Origin of the sequence: Actinoplanes auranticolor (genome assembly GCF_018332655.1) — a bacterium.
Lineage (GTDB): Bacteria > Actinomycetota > Actinomycetes > Mycobacteriales > Micromonosporaceae > Actinoplanes > Actinoplanes auranticolor.
Window position 1 is genome coordinate 121,941 of the sequence record NZ_BOQL01000052.1, and the last position, 19,127, is coordinate 141,067.

Sequence of the window (19,127 nt, forward strand, 5' to 3'; positions counted from 1 at the left end):
CGAAGGGTGGGAAACATGACCTTCTACGTCGCTCGAGCTGGTGCAGGCGGCCGGCTGCGTGCGGTCCGAGCTGCCGGCCCGGGTTGATGCCGCCCTGCACGCCGGGGACTTTCCGGGCGGCCACCGGCGCGCTGGGGGCCGAGGTCGAGCGGGGCAACCGGCTGCCCTCCGGCGCCGCGCGGCTGGGGGCGCAACTGCGTGGCGAGGGGCCGCCGCGCCCGGTGTTTCCCCCGGCTGGACGCGGCGGCGCCGGTGGTCAGGTCAGATCGTTGACGCTGCGCAGGACCGGGCGGGTGGTCAGGGCCGTGGGTTCCAGCCCGGCACCGCCGCGGATGATGAACGTCGCCGACTCGCCCGGCAGCAGCGTCACCCCCGCCTCGTCCACCTCGGTCGCCGGGTCCAGGCGGTCCGGTGACAGGGTCAGGTCCCGCAGGATGTGGTGCGCGGTGATCTTCACCCGCGCGTCCGGGCCGACCGCCTCGAAGACGGCGTCGAACTTCGCCGGCGGCCAGGCGATGTCCTTGTCCTCCGCGAAGAACCACCAGGCCCGGTGCGACCCGGCGACGGCGGTCAGTACCTCCCGCGTCGCGTCGGCGGCTTCGCCGACCTCCGCGGACAGCGGCAGCGTCGTGGCCGAGTTCGGTGCGACGGTCGCGTCGACCGTCATCTCGGCCAGCACGAGCCCGTCGAGGGTACGGCGGGAGACAACCGCCGACACCGTCCACGGCTCGAGCGAATCGTTGACCGCCACCAGGGCCGGACCGCCGTCCCGGGGCTGCACGGTCAGCAGTCGCGGGGCGAAGGAGCGGAGCAGGGCGTACCAGAGCGGCTTCTTGCGGCCGTCGCCGTCCACGGCCGCCCAGGACGTGACCGGCCAGCAGTCGTTGAGCTGCCACATGATCGTGCCCATGCAGTGCGGGCGCAACGACCGGAAATGCTCGATCCCGAGCGACAGCGCCCTGGCCTGGTTCAGCTGGGTCAGGTAGTGCCAGTCGTCGAAGTCGCGCGGCGCGGGCAGGTGGGCGTCGAGGCCGCGCTGCAGCTTGGCGTCGCCGTCGGCGGCCTTCTGGTGCGCCTGCATTCCCGGCGAGTCGTGGGTCAGCGGCTCGTCGGAGATGGCCCGGCGCAGGGTCGCGTACGCCGGAGGTGCCTGGTAACCGAACTCGGCGACGAACCGCGGCCGGTACTCGCGGTACTTGGTGTAGTCGTCGGTGTTCCACACGTCCCAGATGTGCATGGTGCCGTACGCCGGATCGTTGGGGTGCTTGTCGTCGCGGCCCGAGTAGGGGCTGCCCGGCCAGTACGGCCGGCTCGGGTCCTCGGCGGCGACGATGCCCGGCAGCACGTCGAAGTAGTAGCCCGCGCCCCACGACCTGTCGCCGAGCGCCGCCTTCCAGTCCCAGTCCTCGTGGCCCCAGATGTTCTCGTTGTTGCCGGTCCACATCATCAGGCTGGGATGCGAGGCCAGCCGGACCACCTGCTCGCGGGCCTCGGCCGCCAGCTCGGAGGCGAAGGGCTCCTCCTCCGGGTACGCCGCGCAGGCGAACAGGAAGTCCTGCCCCACCATCAGCCCGAGCTCGTCGGCGAGGTCGTAGAAGTCCTCGGACTCGTACCGGCCGCCGCCCCAGATCCGCAGGTAGTTGACGTTCGCGTCGATCGCCTGGGCGAAGCGGGCGGCCAGGCGCTCGCGGGTGACCCGGTTGGCGAAGACGTCGTCGGGGATCCAGTTGACGCCCCGCACGAAGATCGGGATGTCGTTGACGAGCAGGGTGAACGCGCTGCCACCGGCGTCCGGCGACGTATCGATCCGCACGTCACGGAAGCCGACCTTGCGCGACCAGCTGTCCAGGTCGCCGTCCGGCCCCGACGCCGTCACCTCGAGGTCGTAACGCGGCTGGGCCCCGTACCCGATGGGCCACCAGAGCTCAGGATCGCGCACGGTGAGCGAGAGGACGGCCTCGTCGCCCTCCGTGGTCGTCTCCACCCGCTCGCCGGCGACGGTCGCGGTGAGGGTGACCGGCCCGGGGGTCTCCCGCTCGAGGCGCACGCGCACCTCGACCGTGCCCACGCCGCCGGCCACGGTGACCTGCGGGCGCACCTCGGCCAGCCGGGCCAGCGACCAGTTCTGAAGGCCGATCTCCTGCCAGATGCCCGCGGTGACCAGCGTCGGGCCCCAGTCCCAGCCGAAGTTGCAGGCCGTCTTGCGGATGAAGTTGAACGGCTCGGGATAGGCGTTCGGCCGGTCGCCGAGCCGGTCCCGGTGCGCCTCGGCGTAGCTGTACGCCGAGGTGAAGTGGATCCGCAGCTGGTTCTCACCGGCGCGCAGCGCGTCCCGCACGTCGAAGCGGTAGCCGCGGTGCTGGTTGGCCGTGCGGCCCAGCTCGACGCCGTTGAGTACGACGGTGGCGACGGTGTCGAGCCCGGCGCAGACCAGGTCCGTGCGGCCGGCGCCCGGCTCGTGCTGGAACACGGTGTCGTAGACCCAGTCGGTGCGCCCGATCCAAGCGAGCTTCTTCTCGTTCTCGTCCAGGTACGGGTCGTCGATCAGGCCCGCGGCGAGCAGGTCGGTGTGCACACAGCCGGGCACGGTGGCGGCGACGCTGTCCACGTCGCCGCCGCTGAGCGCCCAACCCTCGTGCAGAGGTCGGTACGAGGTCACGCTTCTCCTTATTCGTCCCGCGGTCAGGACTTGACGGCGCCTTCCATGATCCCTCGCACGATCTGCCGTCCACCGAGAACGAGCAGCACGAGCAGCGGAACCGTGGCGGCGAAGGCACCCGCGAGCACCCGGCGGTAGATGACGTAGTTACCGCTGGCGAGGTCGGACAGGGCCACCATCGAGGTGGGGAACTCGGTGCCGTTGAGCTGGATCAGGGGCCACTGGAACTCGTTCCAGGTCGCCACGAAGGTCAGCAGGCCGAGCACCGCCAGCGCCGGCCGGATCGCCGGCAGCACGATGCTCCAGTACACCCGCATGGTCAGGGCGCCGTCCATGCGGGCGGACTCGATCAGCTCGTCCGGCACCGCGTGCATGATGAACTGCCGCATGTAGAAGACGCCGAACGCGCTCACCAGGAACGGCGCGATGACCGACAGCAGGGTCCCGTTCCAGCCCAGCTTGCCCATCAGGATGTACAGCGCGACGATGCCGAGCTGGTTGGGCACCGTCAGGGTCAGGATCACCACGATCATGAGCTTGTCGCGGCCCGGGAAACGCAGCTTGGCGAACGCGAAACCGGCCAGCGAGCAGAAGAACAGCGTGGACGCCGTCACCACGAAGGCGACGATGAAGCTGTTGATCAGCGACGCGGCGAAGTACACCTGCTGCAGGGTGAAGACCTCACGCAGGTTGTTCATGAACTCCCCGCCGGGGACCACCGTCGGCGGGATCGACGAGACGGCCTCGTCAGTGCTCGTGGCGATGACGAACATCCAGTAGAGCGGGAACGCCGACAGCGCCAGCACGGCCACCAGGGCGAGGTACGTGCGCCAGTTCCCGCCGGTGTCCTGGGGTGCGCGGCCGATCTCGGCCCGGCGGCGTGGCTTCAGCCGCGGTGCGGTGGCGGTCATCGGCGTCCTCCTCCGAGGCGGTTCGTCGCCAGGGCGTTCAGGGCGGCGACGATGAGGATGATCACGAACAGCGCCCACGACATGGCGGCCGCGTATCCGAGGTTGAGGTCCTTCCAGCCGACCTTGTAGATCAGCTGGGCGATGGTCTGCCACTGCCCGTTCGAGCCGCCGGACGCGGCCGCGGGGTTCTCCTCGAAGAGCATCGGCTCGTTGAAGAGCTGCAGGCCACCGATGGTCGACAGGACCACCGTGAAGATCAGCACCGGCTGGATCATCGGCACGGTGATGCGCCACAACTGCCGCCACGGCCCGGCGCCGTCGACGGCCGCCGCCTCGTAGACGTCCTTCGGGATGGACTGCATCGCCGACAGGTAGAGCAGGGCGTTGTAGCCGATCCACTTCCAGTTGACCATCGTGGCGATGGCGATCCAGGAGCTCCACTTGTACGCCCGCCAGTCCAGCGGGGTGTCCTGGCCGAAGCCGACCAGTGAGAGCAGCCAGTTGGCCATGCCGTTGTCGCGGGCGAAGAAGACGGCGAAGACCAGCGTCGACGCGGCCACCGGGGTCACGTACGGCAGCAGCACCCCGACCCGCCACCAGGTGTTGCCGCGCAGCTTGCGGTTGAGCAGGTTGGCCACCATCAGCGCGATCAGCAGCTGCGGCACGGTGGCCAGGATGAAGATGCCGAAGGTGTTGCCCAGCGCGTTCCAGAAGGCCTCGTCGTGGATCAGCTTCTCGAAGTTCGCCAGGCCGGCCCAGCCGGTCAGGGTGGGGTCGTCGAGCCGCCAGTTGCGCAGCGCGACGATGCCGTTGAAGACGATCGGGAACAGCCCGAAGATCGCGAAGAGCAGGAAGAACGGCGAGATCAACAGGTACGGGACGCGCTTGTTGTCGAAGCGGTGGAGCCAGTTGCGTTGCTTGGGCGCGGACTTGGCGGCGCGGCGTTGCGCCGGTTCGGGACTCGCGGCCGGCGGCGCGCTACGGGTGAGGGACACGGCCACTCCTTCCAGGGAGCAGCGGGGCGGCCACCCGGGCCGCCCCGCCGTCGTTTCGCTTTAAGAAGTGGCTGCCTTCTGGGCCGCCTTGACCGCCTCCGGCCACGCCGCGTTGGACTTGAGCGAGCCCTGCTGGACGCGGGTGATCACGTTCTCCACCGCGACCCGGGTCGGGCCGTTCTTCTTGCCCAGGTACTGCGGCTTCAGGCCCTCCGCGGTGGACGCGAAGATCTGCCCGGTGGGCGCGTTGCTCATGAACTCCTTCTTGTACTCCAGCACCGCGGGGTCCTTGTAGAGCGCGGGCTGCGAGGGCAGGTTGCCGACGGTCTTGAAGACCTCGATCTGCTGCGCCGGCTGGACCATCCACTCGACGAACTTGTACGCCTCGTCGGCGTTCTTGCCCTGCTTCGGGATGGTCCACCAGGAACCACCCCAGTTACCGCCGCCGCCGGGGATCGTGGCGATGTCCCACTTGCCCTTCTGGTTGGGCGCGGTCGTCTGGATGTGCCCGAGCATCCACGCCGGGCAGGCCAGCACGGCGAACTGGTCCTTCTTGAAACCCTGGTCCCAGTTGGGCTGGAAGCTGGCGAGGTTGGCCGAGAGGCCGGCGTCGATCGTCTTCATCGCGACGTCGAAGGCGACCTTGGGGCCGGCGTCCATCTGCAGCTGCTCGGACTCGTCGTAGAAGCCCTGCGGCTGCTGGGCGAGCACCGGGTTGAACATGTTGGTGCCGGAGTCGACGAACTTCTTGCCGGTCTTGTCGACGTACTGCTTGCCGACGTTGATGAAGTCGTCCCAGGTGGTCCAGAGCTTCGAAACCGACTCACGGTCGGTCGGCAGGCCGGCCGCCTTGAACAGGTCGGAGCGGTAGCACATGGCCAGGCCGCCCACGTCGGTGCCGAGACCGATCTGGGTCTTCTTGTCGGTGGACAGCGACTGCTGCCACTTCCACGGCAGGTACTTCGCCTCGTAGCTCGACGCGCCCTTGTCGAGCAGGTTGACGAACTTGTCGCTCTGCCCACGGAACTGGACGATGAAGCCCTCGTCGACCGCGGAGATGTCCGGGGCACCCGTGCCGGCGACCAGCTTCTTCTGCAGGTCCTCGTGCTGGGCGTTGTACTCGCCCGAGTTCAGCACGATCTTGACGTTCGGGTTGTCCTTCTCGTACTGGGTCTTGAGCTTGTCGAGACCCATGTCGCCCCAGAAGTTGACCTTCAGGGTGATCTGCCCTTGGGAGGCGTTGTCGCTGCCGCCACCCTCCAGGTCCTGGCCACTGCAGCCCGCAAGAACCAGGCTTCCGGCAAGGCCGGCGGCGACGAGCGCCACGCCCCGCTTGGCGAACCGTTCCATTACTCCTCCACCCAGGGAAAGTGCTGTGTGAATTTACTGAACCGGATAAGTGACGCGACCGTATGACGTGGCTCACCCGGTGTCAAGAGCGTGTTTCACGGTGATGTCTCTGCCCGTTACCAACCGCTGTAAGCACCCGTAAAGTTGGACAAAACCGCCAGTATGCTTCCGCGGGGTTACGTGATCGCTTGTGGTCTGCAACACTTAACCGATCAAGTTCCCGGCCCTCACCAGCGGCCTGGCGGAGCGAGGTAGCGTGAGAGCGCTCCACTGGCGATGTTCCTGGCAGAGAGAGGCGACCCGAGTGAAGCGGCCGACGATCGCCGACATCGCGCGCAAAGCGGGCGTGTCCAAAGGGGCGGTGTCGTACGCGCTGAACGGGCAACCCGGCGTTTCCGACGCGACCCGTCAGCGCATCGTGGCCATCGCGCAGGAGATCGGCTTCAACCCCAACAGCGCCGCGCGCGCCCTCTCCGGGGCCAGCGCCCGGGCGGTCGGACTCACCCTGTGCCGGCCCGCCCGCATACTGAGCATCGAGCCGTTCTTCATGGGCCTGATCAGCGGCTTCGAGCAGGAGCTGGCCGCCCGGTCGTACGCGCTGACCCTGCAGGTGGTGGCCACCCCGCAGACCGAGACCGAGGTCTACCGCCGGTGGTGGGGCGAGCGCCGGGTCGACGGGGTGTTCGTGACCGACCTGCGGGAGAACGACATCCGCATCCCGGTGCTGAACGAGCTGCAGTTACCCGCGGTGGTGATCGGCGGTCCCGGCGACACCGGCGAACTGGCCCAGCTCTGGTCCGACGACGCCGGCGCCATCACCGAAGCGGTCGGCTACCTGATGGCGCTCGGGCACCGGCGCATCGCCCGGGTCGGCGGCCTGCCCGATCTGCTGCACACGCAGACCCGCACCCGGGCGTTCACCGAGGTCTGCGCGAAGCTCGGCCTGAGCGAGGCGATCACGGTGCCGTCGGACTACACCGGCGAGGAGGGCGGCCGGGCGACCCGCCGCCTGCTGATCAACGCGGAACGCCCGACCGCGATCATCTACGACAACGACGTGATGGCCGTGGCGGGCCTGTCGGTGGCGCAGGAGATGGGCCTGTCGGTGCCGGGCGATCTGTCGATCGTGGCCTGGGACGACTCCCCGCTGTGCTCCCTGGTCCACCCGCCGCTGACCGCCCTGAGCAGGGACATCGCCGCCTACGGGGCGCACGCGGCCCGTCAGCTCCTGGCCGCGATAGCCGGCGAGCCGGTCGGCGACGTCGAAGAGGGAACCGCCCACCTGACCCCCCGCGGAAGCACCGCCCCGCCCCGCGAGAACTGACGGTTTCGCCACGCACGGACCTGGCAGGGTGGGGGTGGCCGCTCATGAGCTCGCTGATGAGCCGCCAGGCGATTGGTCGCCCCCGCCCGGTCTCGGCAATGAGCGACGGTCGGTGCCATGCAACCGGGCACGACAGGTTTCGCCCTGGATCTGCCCGATCCGCGTTCTCAGGACGCCCGGTGCGTATCCAGATACGCTTCCATGCGCTCCGCCGGCGCCGGCCGGGCGAGCGCGAATCCCTGCCCGTAGAGGCAGCCGGCGTGGCGGGCCCGCTCGATCTGCTCCGCCGTCTCCAGGCCCTTGGCCACCGTCTCCAGGCCCAGCCGGCGGCCCAGGCTGACCACCACGTCGATCACCGCCGGGCCGACCGCCGGCTCGGGCGGGGTGTTCACCAGGACCTGGTCCAGCTTGAGCATGTCGACCGGCAGCCGGCGCAGGTGGGACAGCGAGGCCTGGCCCGCGCCGAAGTCGTCCAGCGCCGCCCGGACACCGAGCTTGCGCAGGCCGGTCAGCGAAGCCACTATCGCCGGCAGGTCCTCGGCGACCCAGGTCTCCTGGACCTCCACGACCAGCCGTTCCGGTTCCAGCTCGTGGCGGGCGAGGATCTCCGCCACCCGTTCCGGGAAGCGGGCGGTCAGCAGCTCGCGGGGCGACACGTTCACCGACAGCCAGAAGTCGGTGCCGCCCGCGCTCCAGCCGGCCAGGTGGCGGCAGGCGGCGTCGAGCACCCACTCGTCCAGCTCGGCCGCGCAGCCGACCGCACGGGCGATCGGCAGCAGCTCGGCGGGCATGATCGTGCCCAGCTTCGGGTGCCGCCAGCGCAGCAGCGCCTCCACGCCCACCGTCTGCTCGTCGCGCAGCGAGACGACGGGCTGGAAAACCAGGTCGAGCTCGCCGCGCTCGACGGCGCCGAGCAGCTCACGCTCCAGGTCCATCCGGCGGTGCAGCTGCATCTCGATGTCGGTGTCGTACCACTCGACGCGGTCGTGGCCGAGCTGCCGGGCCCGGCTGCGCGCCAGGTCGGCGTGGCGCAGCACTTCCTCGGAGTCGCTGCCGCCGGTCAGCTCGGCCAGCCCGACGCTGGTGTGCAGCTCGACGATCGTGCCGGGCAGCTGGTACGGCTCCATCAGCAGCGTCACGATCCGGGTGGCCAGCGCGTACGCGAGCACCGCACCGTCGCTCGTCAGCACCGCGAACTCGTCACCGCCCAGGCGGGCGGCCACGTCGTCCTCGGCGAGCAGGCCGCGGATCCGCCGGCCCACCTGGATCAGGACGGCGTCGCCGATCTCCCGGCCCTTGCTGTCGTTGATCTCGGCCAGCCCGTGCAGGTCGATCACCAGCAGGGTGCCGTGCTGTCCCGCACGGCGCCGGTGATCGAGCAGGTCACGCATCAGCGCCCGCCGGTTGGCCAGGCCGGTGAGCTGGTCGGTGTAGGACAGCCGGTGCAGGGTGCGTTCGAGGTGCCGGCGCTCGCCGACGTCCCGGACGTGCACGACCAGGGCCGCCACCTCGGGCACCGAACGCTGGTCGGCCACCGTGGACTCGGTGTCGCGCCACATCCCGTGCCCGTCGCGGATCCGGGCGTTCAGCAGGGCCGGTGGGCCGTCGCCGTACTCGCCGGAGAGCAGCGTCTCCAGGCCGGCCTGCGCGCCGGGAACGTCCTCGGGGTGGATGAGCTGCAGGAACGTGCGCCCGATGACCTCGGAGTCGGCGAGACCGAAGAGCCGCGCCGCGGCCGGTGACTGCCAGCGCACGGTGAGCTTCTCGTCGAGCACCAGCGTCAGATCGGTGGCGCCGGCGACCAGCGAGCGGAAGTGCGCCTCCTTGGTGCGCAACTGCCCGGTGTAGTGGCGGATGTCCCTGACCACCAGCAACTCGCGCATGGTCAGCACGGCGACCATCGAGATGCCCAGCAGCACGGCGGTCTTGTCGAACTCTCCGCGGAAGGCGAGGTGGTACAGCGCGGCGACGACCCCGATGCCGGCGGGCACGGCGAGCAATGGATAGCCGGAGAGATATTGGTCCTGCTCACGCGGCACGGGTGCGGCGGGCAGGTTGCGCCGGGAGCCGCCCTCCGCGGTGAGACCCAGCCCGGCCACGATCGGCAGGCCGAAGAGAGTCACGATCCAGCCGGCACGGTCCGACAGGACGAGGTTGGCGGCGACACAGAGGGAGAGCAGCACGAGGATGGCGCCGGCCCCGCAGCGCAGCGCAGCCGGGCGGTGCAGCCGGGCCCGCAGCACGATGACCGTGACGATCGAGATGCCGGCCGCGGCGAGCAGGACACAGATCAGGGCCGTGACCGGGGTGTGCTGCATCGGCGTGACCAGATAGGCCGCGAAGCCCAGGGCCACACCGAGACCCAGGCCGTCGAACGCGCGCCGCAGCCGGATCGCCACCGTCGAGGCCGCACCGGGCAGCAGCATGATGCCGAGAATGTAGACAACCGCGGCCGCGCCCAGCCCGGCAGCGACGTAGATGCCCCGGCCGGGCGGGTCGGCGACGAGCACCGCGGTGGTGGCCCCGGTGGCCAGGGCGCCCATCCCGATGTACCCGGCGCCGCGGCACGCCGCGAACGTGCCGTCCCGGCGGTGGATCGCGAGGGCGGTGTGTACCAGGACCACGGTGGCCCAGAGAGCGACCCCGCCTACGCCGGCGGCCAGCGCGGCCAGGCCGGGGATCAGGCCGATCAGGCCCGCGACCAGCACGAGGGCACCCACCGCCGGGGCGGCCATGAACGCCACCCGGTGACGCCAGGTGCCGGTACGCGCTGTGGGCTGCACTGCCACGTGGGGGGTGATCCTCTGCGGACGGTGAAGGCTGGGCGGAGCAGGCGGCGGCGACCAGGGAAGTCACTGCACCCACACCGGATAACGACTGTCCCCCGGACAGGTTACGTGCGCGCGGTATCGCTTCGCACGTCGAGATCGTCGGGTATGGACCGCCGCAGGGCAATCCAGCCGAAAGATTCCACGCGCCTTCTCCGGCGGGCGTCCGGTTCGGTCAGCCGCCCGCGACCGACGGGAGCACCTGGATCTCGGCGCCGGCCGGGACCGGCGTTTCCAGGCCGCCGGAGCGGCGGCAGTCCTCCCCGTCCACATAGACGTTCACATACCGCCGCAGCGCGCCGCTCTCGTCCCGGATCCTTCGTTCCAGCCGGGGCCACCGCTCCCGCATCTCGTCCAGGACCGCGGCCAGCGTGCCGCCGTCTCCCACCTCGAGGTGCGCCGCGCCGCCCGCCTCGGCCCGCAGCACCCCCGGGACCAGCACGGTCGGCATCAGACGCTCCCGGCCCGCACGCACAGCACGTCGGGCAGGTGGGTCGCCACCGACGTCCAGCTCTCGCCCTCGTCGCGGCTGGCGAACACCTCGCCGGACCGGGTGCCGAAGTAGACACCGGCCGGCTCGGCGGCGTCCGCGCACATGGCGTCGCGCAGCACCACCTGGTAGAACGGCTCCTCCGGCAGACCGGCCTGCCGCGGCTCCCAGTGCTCGCCCGCGTCGGTGGAGCGGAACACCCGGCAGCGCAGGTCGACTGGCTCCCGCTGCCCGTCGCTGACCAGCGGGAACGTCCACAGCGTGCCACCGCGACGGGGATGCGCGACGATCGGGAAGCCGAAGTCGGCCGGCAGCGTCCCGGCGATGGACTGCCAGGTGTCACCACCGTCGACCGTGCGGTAGACGCCGTGATGATTCTGCGCGTAATACGTGTCGGGGTCGGCGCCGTCGCGGGCCACCTTGTGCACGCACTGGCCGAACTCGGGCCACTGGTCGGGCAGGAAGTAGGCCTTGATGCCGGTGTTGGCCGGCGACCAGGACGCGCCGCCGTCGGTGGTGCGGTAGACCCCGCCGGTGGACATGGCGACCAGCACGCGGTCGGGGTCGTCGGGGTGGGGCAGCACGGTGTGCACGGCCTGCCCGCCGAAGCCGGCACCCCACTCGGGCCGGTGCGGGTGGTCCCACAGGGCGCGGACCAGCTCGTACGTCCGGCCGCCGTCCTCGGAGCGGAACAGCGCGGAGGGCTGGACCCCGGCGTAGACGACGCCGGATCCGGCCGGCGTGATCTGCCAGACCCGCTCGACCACCGCGCCGGCGTCGGCCGGGAAGGCGAGCGGGGCGGCGTCGGGCTCCTGCCAGGTGGCGCCCAGGTCGTCGCTGACGGCGACGCTGGGGCCGAAGTGGGAGCTGTCCACCCCGGCCAGCAGGCGGGGCGCGGGACCGCGGTTGTCGATGGCGACGGCGTAGATGGACATGCCGGGGAAGTGCGCGGAGCCGATTTTCCAGCTCTGCCGATCGTCCTCGCTAACGGCCAGGAAGAGGCCCTTCTTGGTGCCGATGGCTAGCAGCTCGGTCATGGACAGCAGTATCCCCGCCCGGTCCGACAAAAACGCCGCATCGCCCGGGTGCGAGGATGGAAAACGTGAGCCGACCTGCCCTGCGTGTCCGCAAGTCCGGCGCCCTCGTGGTCGCCGCGCTGATCGCCTTCGTGGGGACCGCCCCGTTCGCCGGGGCCAGCTGGCTGCTGGTCCCCGTCATGCTGATCCCGCTGGCGGTGCTGATCTGGGCGCTGCGGGCCGGCACCGACGTGGGCCCGGCCGGCCTGCGGGTACGCGCGCTCTTCGGCAGCGTCGACATCCCGTGGTCCCGGGTCGACCAGCTCGGGCCGGACGATCGTGGCCGGGTGTCCGCCCTGCTCACCGACGGCAAGGTGATCCGGCTGACCGGGGTCACCACGGCGAACCTGCCCGCGGTCATCGCGGCCGGCGGGCAGGAGCTGCGGGACGATTCAGTAGCCGTCGACGACCCGGTTGACGAGCGGCTCCCCGGCGGCGAACCGACGTAGCTGCTCCCCGGCCAGACGGTAGGCGCGCGGCAGCAGGCCCACGACGGCCCCGCCGACGTGCGGGGTGATGAAGACGTTGGGCAGCTCCCACAGCGGGTGCCCGGCGGGCAGCGGCTCCGGATCGGTGACGTCCAGCGCCGCGCCGATCCGCCCGGAGGCCACCTCGGTGAGCAGGGCCGCCGTGTCGACGACCGGTCCGCGCGCCGCGTTGACCAGCAGTGCCCCGTCGGGCAGGGCCGCCAGGAAGGACCCGTCGACCAGCCCGCGGGTCTGCTCGGTCAACGGCACCAGCAGCACCACGATCTCGGCCCGGGGCAGCAGGCCGGGCAGCTCGTCGACCCCGTGCACGTCCTGCTCCGGACGGGCGGTGCGGGCCACCCGGGTCACCGTGACCTCGAACGGCGTCAGCCGGCGCTCGACGGCCCGGCCGATCGAACCGGCACCCACGATCAGCACCCGCTTGCCGGTCAGCTCCGCGGTGGGGGTGAACGCCGCCGGGGCCCACTCCCGCCGCTGCTGGGCGCGGGCGAAGGCCGGGAACTGCCGCAGCGAGCCGATCGTCGCGCCCAGGACCCATTCCGCAACCGCCGCGTCGTGCACCCCGGCCGCGTCGCACAGCTGCACGCCGGCCGGCACGTGAGCGACCCAGTTGTCCGCGCCGGCCGAGAGCAGCTGCACGACCTGCAGGCCGGTGAGCTTCGGCAGCAGGTCGGAAGCGCGCACGGTGGAGCTGAACGGCGGCACCCAGAAGCGCACGTCCGCGGGATCCGACGGCAACGTGACCACATCGGCGCAGACCTCGACCTCGACGCCGGCCGGCATCTCGCCGAGCAGTTCGCGGCCCTTCTCGTGGGCGATCCAGACCTTCACCGTGCCAACCTAGCCGCGCCGGGCCCCGGTTGCCCGGCCACTGATCCAGGTGTGCCGGACGTCCCAGCCGGCCCCGCTACCCTGGACCGGGGAAACGAGGAGGTCGTGTGATCCAGCGCAGTCGCCGGTTCCGAGCGGGCGCCGTGACACTTGGTGCCGTACTGGCCCTGACCACCGCGTGCAGCTTCGGCCCGCCGGACCCCGACGTGGCCGGCGAGCCGCCGAACCTGCCGGCCCCGTCGGCCTCCACCGGCCCGGACGGCGGCGGCAGCAGCGAGGCCACCGCGGCGGCCACGGTCCTCGCCAAGGACCTCGAGGTGCCCTGGGGCCTGGCCTTCCTGCCCGACGGCGCGGCCCTGGTGACCGAGCGGGACACCGCCCGCATCCTGCGGGTCGGCCCCGAGTCCGACGCCGAGGGACTCAAGGTCACCGAGGTGCAGCGGCTCACCGAGCCGGAGCCGGGCGGCGACGGCGGCCTGCTCGGCATCGCGGTCTCCCCCAAGTACGCGACCGACGCCACCGTCTTCGTCTACTACTCGACGGCCAAGGACAACCGCGTCGCCAAGCTCAAGCTCGAGGGCAAGCCGCAGCCGATCCTCACCGGCATCCCGCTCTCGGCGAACGACAACGGCGGTCAGCTGGCGTTCGGCCCGGACGGCATGCTCTACGTCACCACGGGCGACGGCTCGCCGACCGGTAACCAGGCGCCGAACCCGAAGAGCCTCGGCGGCAAGATCCTGCGGATCACCCCCGCCGGCAAGCCGGCCCCGGGCAATCCGATCAAGAACTCGCCGGTCTGGTCGTCCGGTCACCGCAACGTGCTGGGCATAGCCTGGGACTCGGCCAAGAAGATGTACGCCAGCGAGTCGGACCAGAAGAAGGCCGGCGAGCTGAACGTGATCCAGAAGGGCAAGAACTACGGCTGGCCCAGGGCGGACGGGGAGAGCTCGGACGCCAAGCTCACCGCTCCCATGGTGAGCTGGCCGATCGCGGACTCGTCCTGCGCGGGCGTGGCGGTGCTGGAGAGCATGGTCGCGACGGCCTGTCTGCTGGGTCAGCGGGTGTGGATGGTCGACGTGACCGGCAACGGCACCCTGCTGGGTCAGCCCCGGTCGGTGCTCGCCGGCGAGTACGGCCGGCTGCGCGGGCTGATCGCGGCCCCGGACGGCTCGCTCTGGGTCACCACCTCCAACCGGGAGGAAGGCGCCGAGCCGGGACCGGACGACGACCAGATCATCCGGCTGGTGTTCTCCGACGGCGGAGCCGGCCGGAGCTGACCGTCGTCACTGTTTGACGACCAGCGCACGGGGGCAGGTGAGCCGTTGACCATGAACAAGAAGATCCTGAGTGCCCGCGCCGCGGTCCGGCGGACCTGGCAGCGGCCGTGGGCGCGGCGCCTGAGCGTCTGGGCGGCGGTGGTGACCGTCAGCCTCACCGGCGTCGTCGTCGGCACGATGCTGTTCGCCCAGTCGGAGATCGCGGTGGGCCCGTTCCGGGCCGACATGTCGATCAGCCCGTCGGTCGAGGGCGGCACCGAGGTGCAGATCCCGCCGCTGGGCTCGCTGCACCTCGACAGCCACGACGGCCCCATCCACCTCAAGGTGGATCTGGGCTCGCTGGATCAGGAACGCACCGAGGCGCTGATCGACGACCCGACGGCGATCAGCGCCGCCGGGCAGTCGGCGGTGGACGACGTGACCAAGGGCGTGCTGCAGCTGGGGCTGCGCGCGCTCGGCGCGGCGATCGTGTGCGCGCTGATCCTGTCGGCCCTGATCTTCCGCAACATCCGGCGGGTCGCGGCGTCCGGGGTGCTGGCGCTGGTGGTGACCGGCGGCGGCCTGGGGCTGGCCGCGGGCACGATCCGGCCCGACTCGATCAGCGAGCCGAGATACGAGGGGCTGCTGGTCAACGCGCCCGCGGTGGTCGGTGACGCGCGGCGCATCGCCGACAACTACGGCCGGTACGCCGACCAGCTCCAGCAGCTGGTCAGCAACGTCAGCCGCATCTACACGACGGTGTCGACGCTGCCGGTCTTCGAGCCGGCCGGCAACACGACCCGGCTCCTGCACGTGTCCGACCTGCACCTGAACCCGACCTCGTGGGGCGTGATCCGCACGGTCGTGAAGCAGTGGGACATCGACGCCGTGGTCGACACCGGCGACATCGTGGACTGGGGCAGCAACGCCGAGACCTCGTACGTGAGCGACATCGGCCAGCTCGGGGTGCCGTACGTCTACGTGCGCGGCAACCACGACTCACTGGCGATCCAGGCGGCCGTGGCCCGGCAGAAGAACGCGATCGTGCTCGACGACACCACGGTGACGATCAACGGTCTGACGCTCGCGGGCATCGGCGACCCGGAATTCACGCCGGACAAGAGCGAAGACCCGCCGCCGGACAACGCCGACGAACTGGTCTCCTCCCCGCTCCTGACCAGCGGCGAACGCCTGGCAACGACGATCCGCGGCGGGAAGACGAAGGTGGACGTGGCGCTGGTGCACGACCCGGCGATGGCGCCGCCGCTGTCCGGGGTGGTGCCGCTGGTGCTGGCCGGCCACACGCACAAGCGCGAGGTGAGCGTCCTGGCAGCACCGTCCCCGGCGCCGTCGTCGTCAGTGGCGCCGCCGAGTGCACCGGCACCGAGCCCGTCGGCCGGGGTGACAGAGCCGCCGCAGAAGACCCGGATGTTGGTGCAGGGATCAACCGGTGGCGCGGGGCTGCGCGGCCTGGAGAAGGAAGAGCCGACGCCGCTGATGATGTCGGTGCTGTACTTCGACGAGACCCAGACGCTGAAGGCCTACGACGACATCCAGCTGGGCGGCACGGGCGAGCAGAACGTGACGATGCAGCGCAACCTCGTCGGCAAGGACGAACCCGAACCGACCACAGACCCGTCGGCCATCAGCGGCGTGACCCCGGAAACCCGCCCCAACGGCAGCCTGCCACCCGGCCGCTGACCCCCCGGCCCCACCACCTGCCCCAGCACGTCGCCGACCGGCAGCCCAAGCCAACCCGCGACCCAGGCTGAGCGAGAGCCCAGGCTGAGCGGAAGCTCGAGCCCCAGGAGCTGGACCACCGCCTTCGCCCGGATAGCGGCGTGACCGGGCCGGGACGGCAGCGCCCGGCCTGTGTGCCACAGGACCGGGCGCCGACCGTACCGAAAAAGGCAGTACCGAATGAAGCCGTACGGAATCAGGAAAGCCGGGCGAGGATCAGCTCCCGGACCGTCTTGGCGTCCGCCTGGCCGCGCGTCGTCTTCATGACCGCGCCTACCAGGGCGCCCGCCGCCGCCACCTTGCCGTCGCGGATCTTCGCCGCGATGTCCGGGTTGGCCGCGATGGCTTCGTCGACCGCTGCCGTGAGCGCGCCCGTGTCGGAGACGACGCCCAGACCGCGGGCCTCGATCACCGCCGCCGGGTCGCCCTCGCCGGCCACGACGCCTTCGAGCACCTGACGGGCCAGCTTGTCGTTGAGCTTGCCCTCGTCGACCAGGCCCTGCAGCTGTGCGACCTGGGCCGGCGTCACGCCGACCGCGGCCAGCTCGACGCCCGACTCGTTGGCCCGGCGGGCCAGCTCGCCCATCCACCACTTGCGGGCGCCGGCCGCGCTGGTGCCCGCGGCGATGGTCTCCTCGATCAGCTCGATCGCGCCGGCGTTGGCCACCGACTGCATGTCGAGCGCGGAGATGCCCCACTCCTCGGCGAGCCGGGCCCGCTTGACGCTGGGCAGCTCGGGCAGGGCCGCCTTGAGCTCGGCGACCCAGGCCGTGTCGGGCGCGATCGGCACCAGGTCGGGCTCGGGGAAGTAGCGGTAGTCGGTCGCGGTCTCCTTGGACCGGCCCGGCCGGGTGTCACCGGTGGTCTCCTGGAAGTGCCGGGTCTCCTGGAAGATCCGGGTGCCCCCGGTGAGCAGGCCCGCCTGACGGATGATCTCGGAACGGACCGCACGCTCCACCGAGCGCAGCGAGTTGACGTTCTTGGTCTCCGTACGGGTGCCCCACTCGTCACCGGGACGGTTCAGCGAGGTGTTCACGTCGCAGCGCATCGAGCCCTGCTCCATGCGCACGTCGGAGACGTCCAGCGAGCGGATGATGTCGCGCAGCTCGGTCACGTAGGCCTTGGCGACCTCGGGCGCCCGGGCGCCGAGGCCGGGAACCGGCTTGGTGACGATCTCCACCAGCGGGATGCCGGCCCGGTTGTAGTCCACCAGCGACTCGGTCGCGCCGTGGATGCGCCCCGTGGCCCCGCCGACGTGCAGCGACTTGCCGGTGTCCTCCTCGAGGTGGACCCGCTCGATCTCGACCCGGAAGGTCTCGCCGTCGATCTGCACGTCGACGTAGCCGTCCACGCAGAGCGGCTCGTCGTACTGGCTGGTCTGGAAGTTCTTCGGCATGTCCGGGTAGAAGTAGTTCTTCCGGGCCATCCGGCACCACGGCGCGATGTCGCAGTTGAGCGCGAGGCCGATCCGGATGGTGGCCTCGATGGCGGCGCGGTTGGCCACCGGCAGGGCGCCCGGCAGGCCCAGGCAGACCGGGCAGACCTGGGTGTTGGGCTCCGCGCCGAACTCCGTCGGGCAGCCGCAGAACATCTTGGTGTTCGTACCCAGCTCGACGTGCGTCTCCAGGCCGATGACCGGCTCGTAGTGCGCGATCGCGTCCTCGTAGGTGGGCAGCGCGGTGGTGGTCATGCTCACGCCTCCAGCGTCGGTGGGGTCAGGGTGCCGACCGCGGACTCGAGGGCGGCGGCGACCCGGTACATCCGGTCGTCGGCCATGGTCGGCGCCATCACCTGGAAGCCCACCGGCAGGCCCTCGGACAGGCCGCACGGCACCGAGATGGCCGGCCCGCCGTAGAGGTTCGTCGGGATGGTGTAGAGGTCGGCCAGGTACATCTGGTACGGGTCCGACGTACGCGAGCCGAACGGGAACGCCACGAACGGCGTGGTCGGCGAGATCAGCACGTCGACCGACTCGAAGGCGGTGGTGAAGTCGCGCGTGATGAGCGTGCGGACCTTCTGGGCCTGGCCGTAGTACGCGTCGTAGTAGCCGCTGGACAGCGCGTACGTGCCCAGGATGATCCGGCGCTTGACCTCGGGACCGAAGCCGGCGTCGCGGGTCAGCGACATGACCTCTTCGAGCGAGCGGTTGCCGTCGTCGCCGACCCGCAGGCCGTAGCGCACGCCGTCGAAGCGGGCCAGGTTGGACGACGCCTCGCTGGGGGCGATGAGGTAGTAGGCCGGCAGCGCGTACTCGAAGTGCGGGCAGGAGACCTCGACGACCTCGGCACCGAGCTTGACCAGCGCTTCGACCGACTCGCGGAAGGCGGCCAGCACACCGGGCTCGGCGCCCTCGCCGGCGAACTCCTTGACCAGGCCGAGCTTGACCCCGGTGAGGTCACCGGTGGCGCCGAGCCGGGCGGCCGCGACGACGTCGGGCACCGGCTGCGGGATGGAGGTCGAGTCACGCACGTCGTGCCCGGCGATGACCGAGTGCAGCAGCGCCGCGTCCTCGACGTTCCGGGCGCACGGGCCGGGGGTGTCGAGCGAGGACGAGAAGGCGATCAGGCCGTAGCGGGACGTGCCGCCGTACGTCGGCTTGGCGCCGACCGTGCCGGTGACCGCACCGGGCTGCCGGATGGAGCCACCGGTGTCCGTGCCGATCGCCAGCGGCGCCTCGTAGGCGGCCAGCGACGCGGCACTGCCGCCGCCGGAACCACCGGGGATGCGCCCGAGGTCCCACGGGTTGTTGGTGGGGCCGTAGGCCGAATACTCGGTGGAGGAGCCCATCGCGAACTCGTCCATGTTGGTCTTGCCGAGCATGACGGTGCCGGCGGCGCGCAGTCGCTCGACGACCGTCGCGTCGTACGGCGGCTTCCAGCCCTCGAGGATCTTGGAGGCGGCGGTGGTCGGGATGCCACGGGTGGCGATCACGTCCTTGACCGCGACCGGCACCCCGGCCAGCGGCCCGAGCTCCTCGCCCTGCGCCCGCTTCTCGTCGACGGCGCGGGCCGCGGCCAGCGCCCCGTCGCGGTCCACGTGCAGGAACGCATGCACCCGCTCGTCGACGGCGGCGATCCGGTCGAGGTGCGCGGTGGCGACCTCGACGGCGGATGCGTCGCCGCTGCTGATCAGGCCGGCGACCTGTGCAGCGGTCATCCTGGTGACGTCAGTCACGGCGC

Annotated in this window: 14 protein-coding genes; 4 read left to right on the forward strand and 10 right to left on the reverse strand. The window is 71.0% G+C overall.

What is annotated here, in order from left to right; translation table 11 throughout:
* Positions 1-256: 256 nt before the first annotated feature.
* The 4 genes from Aau02nite_RS31185 to Aau02nite_RS31200 are packed head-to-tail and all read right to left on the reverse strand — an operon-like array spanning position 257 to position 5,915.
* Positions 257-2,659, reverse strand: a complete 2,403-nt coding sequence (locus Aau02nite_RS31185) for a glycoside hydrolase family 2 protein (protein WP_212992166.1) — start codon at positions 2,657-2,659, stop codon at positions 257-259.
* Positions 2,660-2,682: 23 nt separating this feature from the next.
* Positions 2,683-3,570, reverse strand: coding sequence for a carbohydrate ABC transporter permease (locus tag Aau02nite_RS31190; RefSeq protein WP_212992167.1), 888 nt, complete (start codon positions 3,568-3,570; stop codon positions 2,683-2,685).
* Positions 3,567-4,565: a carbohydrate ABC transporter permease gene (locus Aau02nite_RS31195; RefSeq protein WP_212992168.1), complete on the reverse strand. Its 999-nt coding sequence runs from the start codon at positions 4,563-4,565 to the stop codon at positions 3,567-3,569. Before Aau02nite_RS31195 ends, Aau02nite_RS31190 begins: the two co-directional genes overlap by 4 nt.
* A gap of 60 nt (positions 4,566-4,625) precedes the next feature.
* Complete coding sequence (locus Aau02nite_RS31200; RefSeq protein WP_212992169.1) at positions 4,626-5,915, reverse strand: ABC transporter substrate-binding protein; 1,290 nt, start codon at positions 5,913-5,915, stop codon at positions 4,626-4,628.
* A 304-nt stretch (positions 5,916-6,219) separates the two neighbouring features.
* Between Aau02nite_RS31200 and Aau02nite_RS31205 the strand changes: the two genes are divergently transcribed.
* The gene (locus Aau02nite_RS31205) at positions 6,220-7,239 is read left to right on the forward strand and encodes a LacI family DNA-binding transcriptional regulator (RefSeq protein WP_212992170.1); all 1,020 of its coding nucleotides are present in this window, start codon (positions 6,220-6,222) and stop codon (positions 7,237-7,239) included.
* A 167-nt stretch (positions 7,240-7,406) separates the two neighbouring features.
* On the opposite strand, the gene Aau02nite_RS31210 is transcribed toward Aau02nite_RS31205, so the two are convergent.
* From Aau02nite_RS31210 to Aau02nite_RS31220, 3 genes are all read right to left on the reverse strand, one after another.
* A complete protein-coding gene (locus Aau02nite_RS31210) occupies positions 7,407-10,028 on the reverse strand; it encodes a putative bifunctional diguanylate cyclase/phosphodiesterase (protein ID WP_246595577.1) in 2,622 nt (873 codons plus the stop codon).
* A 214-nt stretch (positions 10,029-10,242) separates the two neighbouring features.
* The gene (locus tag Aau02nite_RS31215) at positions 10,243-10,518 is read right to left on the reverse strand and encodes a ubiquitin-like small modifier protein 1 (RefSeq protein ID WP_212992171.1); all 276 of its coding nucleotides are present in this window, start codon (positions 10,516-10,518) and stop codon (positions 10,243-10,245) included.
* Positions 10,518-11,594 (reverse strand): WD40/YVTN/BNR-like repeat-containing protein, encoded by a 1,077-nt coding sequence (locus tag Aau02nite_RS31220; RefSeq protein WP_212992172.1) that lies wholly within the window; start codon positions 11,592-11,594, stop codon positions 10,518-10,520. Before Aau02nite_RS31220 ends, Aau02nite_RS31215 begins: the two co-directional genes overlap by 1 nt.
* Before the next feature lie 65 nt (positions 11,595-11,659).
* Here Aau02nite_RS31220 and Aau02nite_RS31225 point away from each other — a divergent pair, with 65 nt between their 5' ends.
* Positions 11,660-12,082 (forward strand): PH domain-containing protein, encoded by a 423-nt coding sequence (locus Aau02nite_RS31225; RefSeq protein ID WP_438841186.1) that lies wholly within the window; start codon positions 11,660-11,662, stop codon positions 12,080-12,082.
* Here the strand turns inward: Aau02nite_RS31225 and Aau02nite_RS31230 are convergent.
* Positions 12,026-12,952 carry a 2-hydroxyacid dehydrogenase gene (locus tag Aau02nite_RS31230; protein ID WP_212992174.1) on the reverse strand — a complete coding sequence of 309 codons (927 nt, stop codon included), beginning with the start codon at positions 12,950-12,952 and terminating at the stop codon, positions 12,026-12,028. The two genes, Aau02nite_RS31225 and Aau02nite_RS31230, sit on opposite strands and share 57 nt — an antisense overlap.
* Positions 12,953-13,059: 107 nt before the next feature.
* Between Aau02nite_RS31230 and Aau02nite_RS31235 the strand changes: the two genes are divergently transcribed.
* Both Aau02nite_RS31235 and Aau02nite_RS31240 read left to right on the forward strand, forming a co-directional pair.
* On the forward strand, positions 13,060-14,229 hold the full coding sequence (locus Aau02nite_RS31235) for a PQQ-dependent sugar dehydrogenase (RefSeq protein ID WP_212992175.1): 1,170 nt from the start codon (positions 13,060-13,062) through the stop codon (positions 14,227-14,229).
* A 51-nt stretch (positions 14,230-14,280) separates the two neighbouring features.
* Entirely contained in the window at positions 14,281-15,909 is a 1,629-nt protein-coding gene (locus Aau02nite_RS31240) for a metallophosphoesterase family protein (RefSeq protein WP_212992176.1), read from the forward strand.
* A gap of 235 nt (positions 15,910-16,144) precedes the next feature.
* Here the strand turns inward: Aau02nite_RS31240 and gatB are convergent, their stop codons facing one another.
* Entirely contained in the window at positions 16,145-17,638 is a 1,494-nt protein-coding gene (gatB, locus tag Aau02nite_RS31245) for an Asp-tRNA(Asn)/Glu-tRNA(Gln) amidotransferase subunit GatB (RefSeq protein ID WP_212992196.1), read from the reverse strand.
* Between the two features lie 2 nt (positions 17,639-17,640).
* On the reverse strand, positions 17,641-19,122 hold the full coding sequence (gene gatA, locus Aau02nite_RS31250; RefSeq protein WP_212992177.1) for an Asp-tRNA(Asn)/Glu-tRNA(Gln) amidotransferase subunit GatA: 1,482 nt from the start codon (positions 19,120-19,122) through the stop codon (positions 17,641-17,643).
* Positions 19,123-19,127 lie beyond the last annotated feature (5 nt).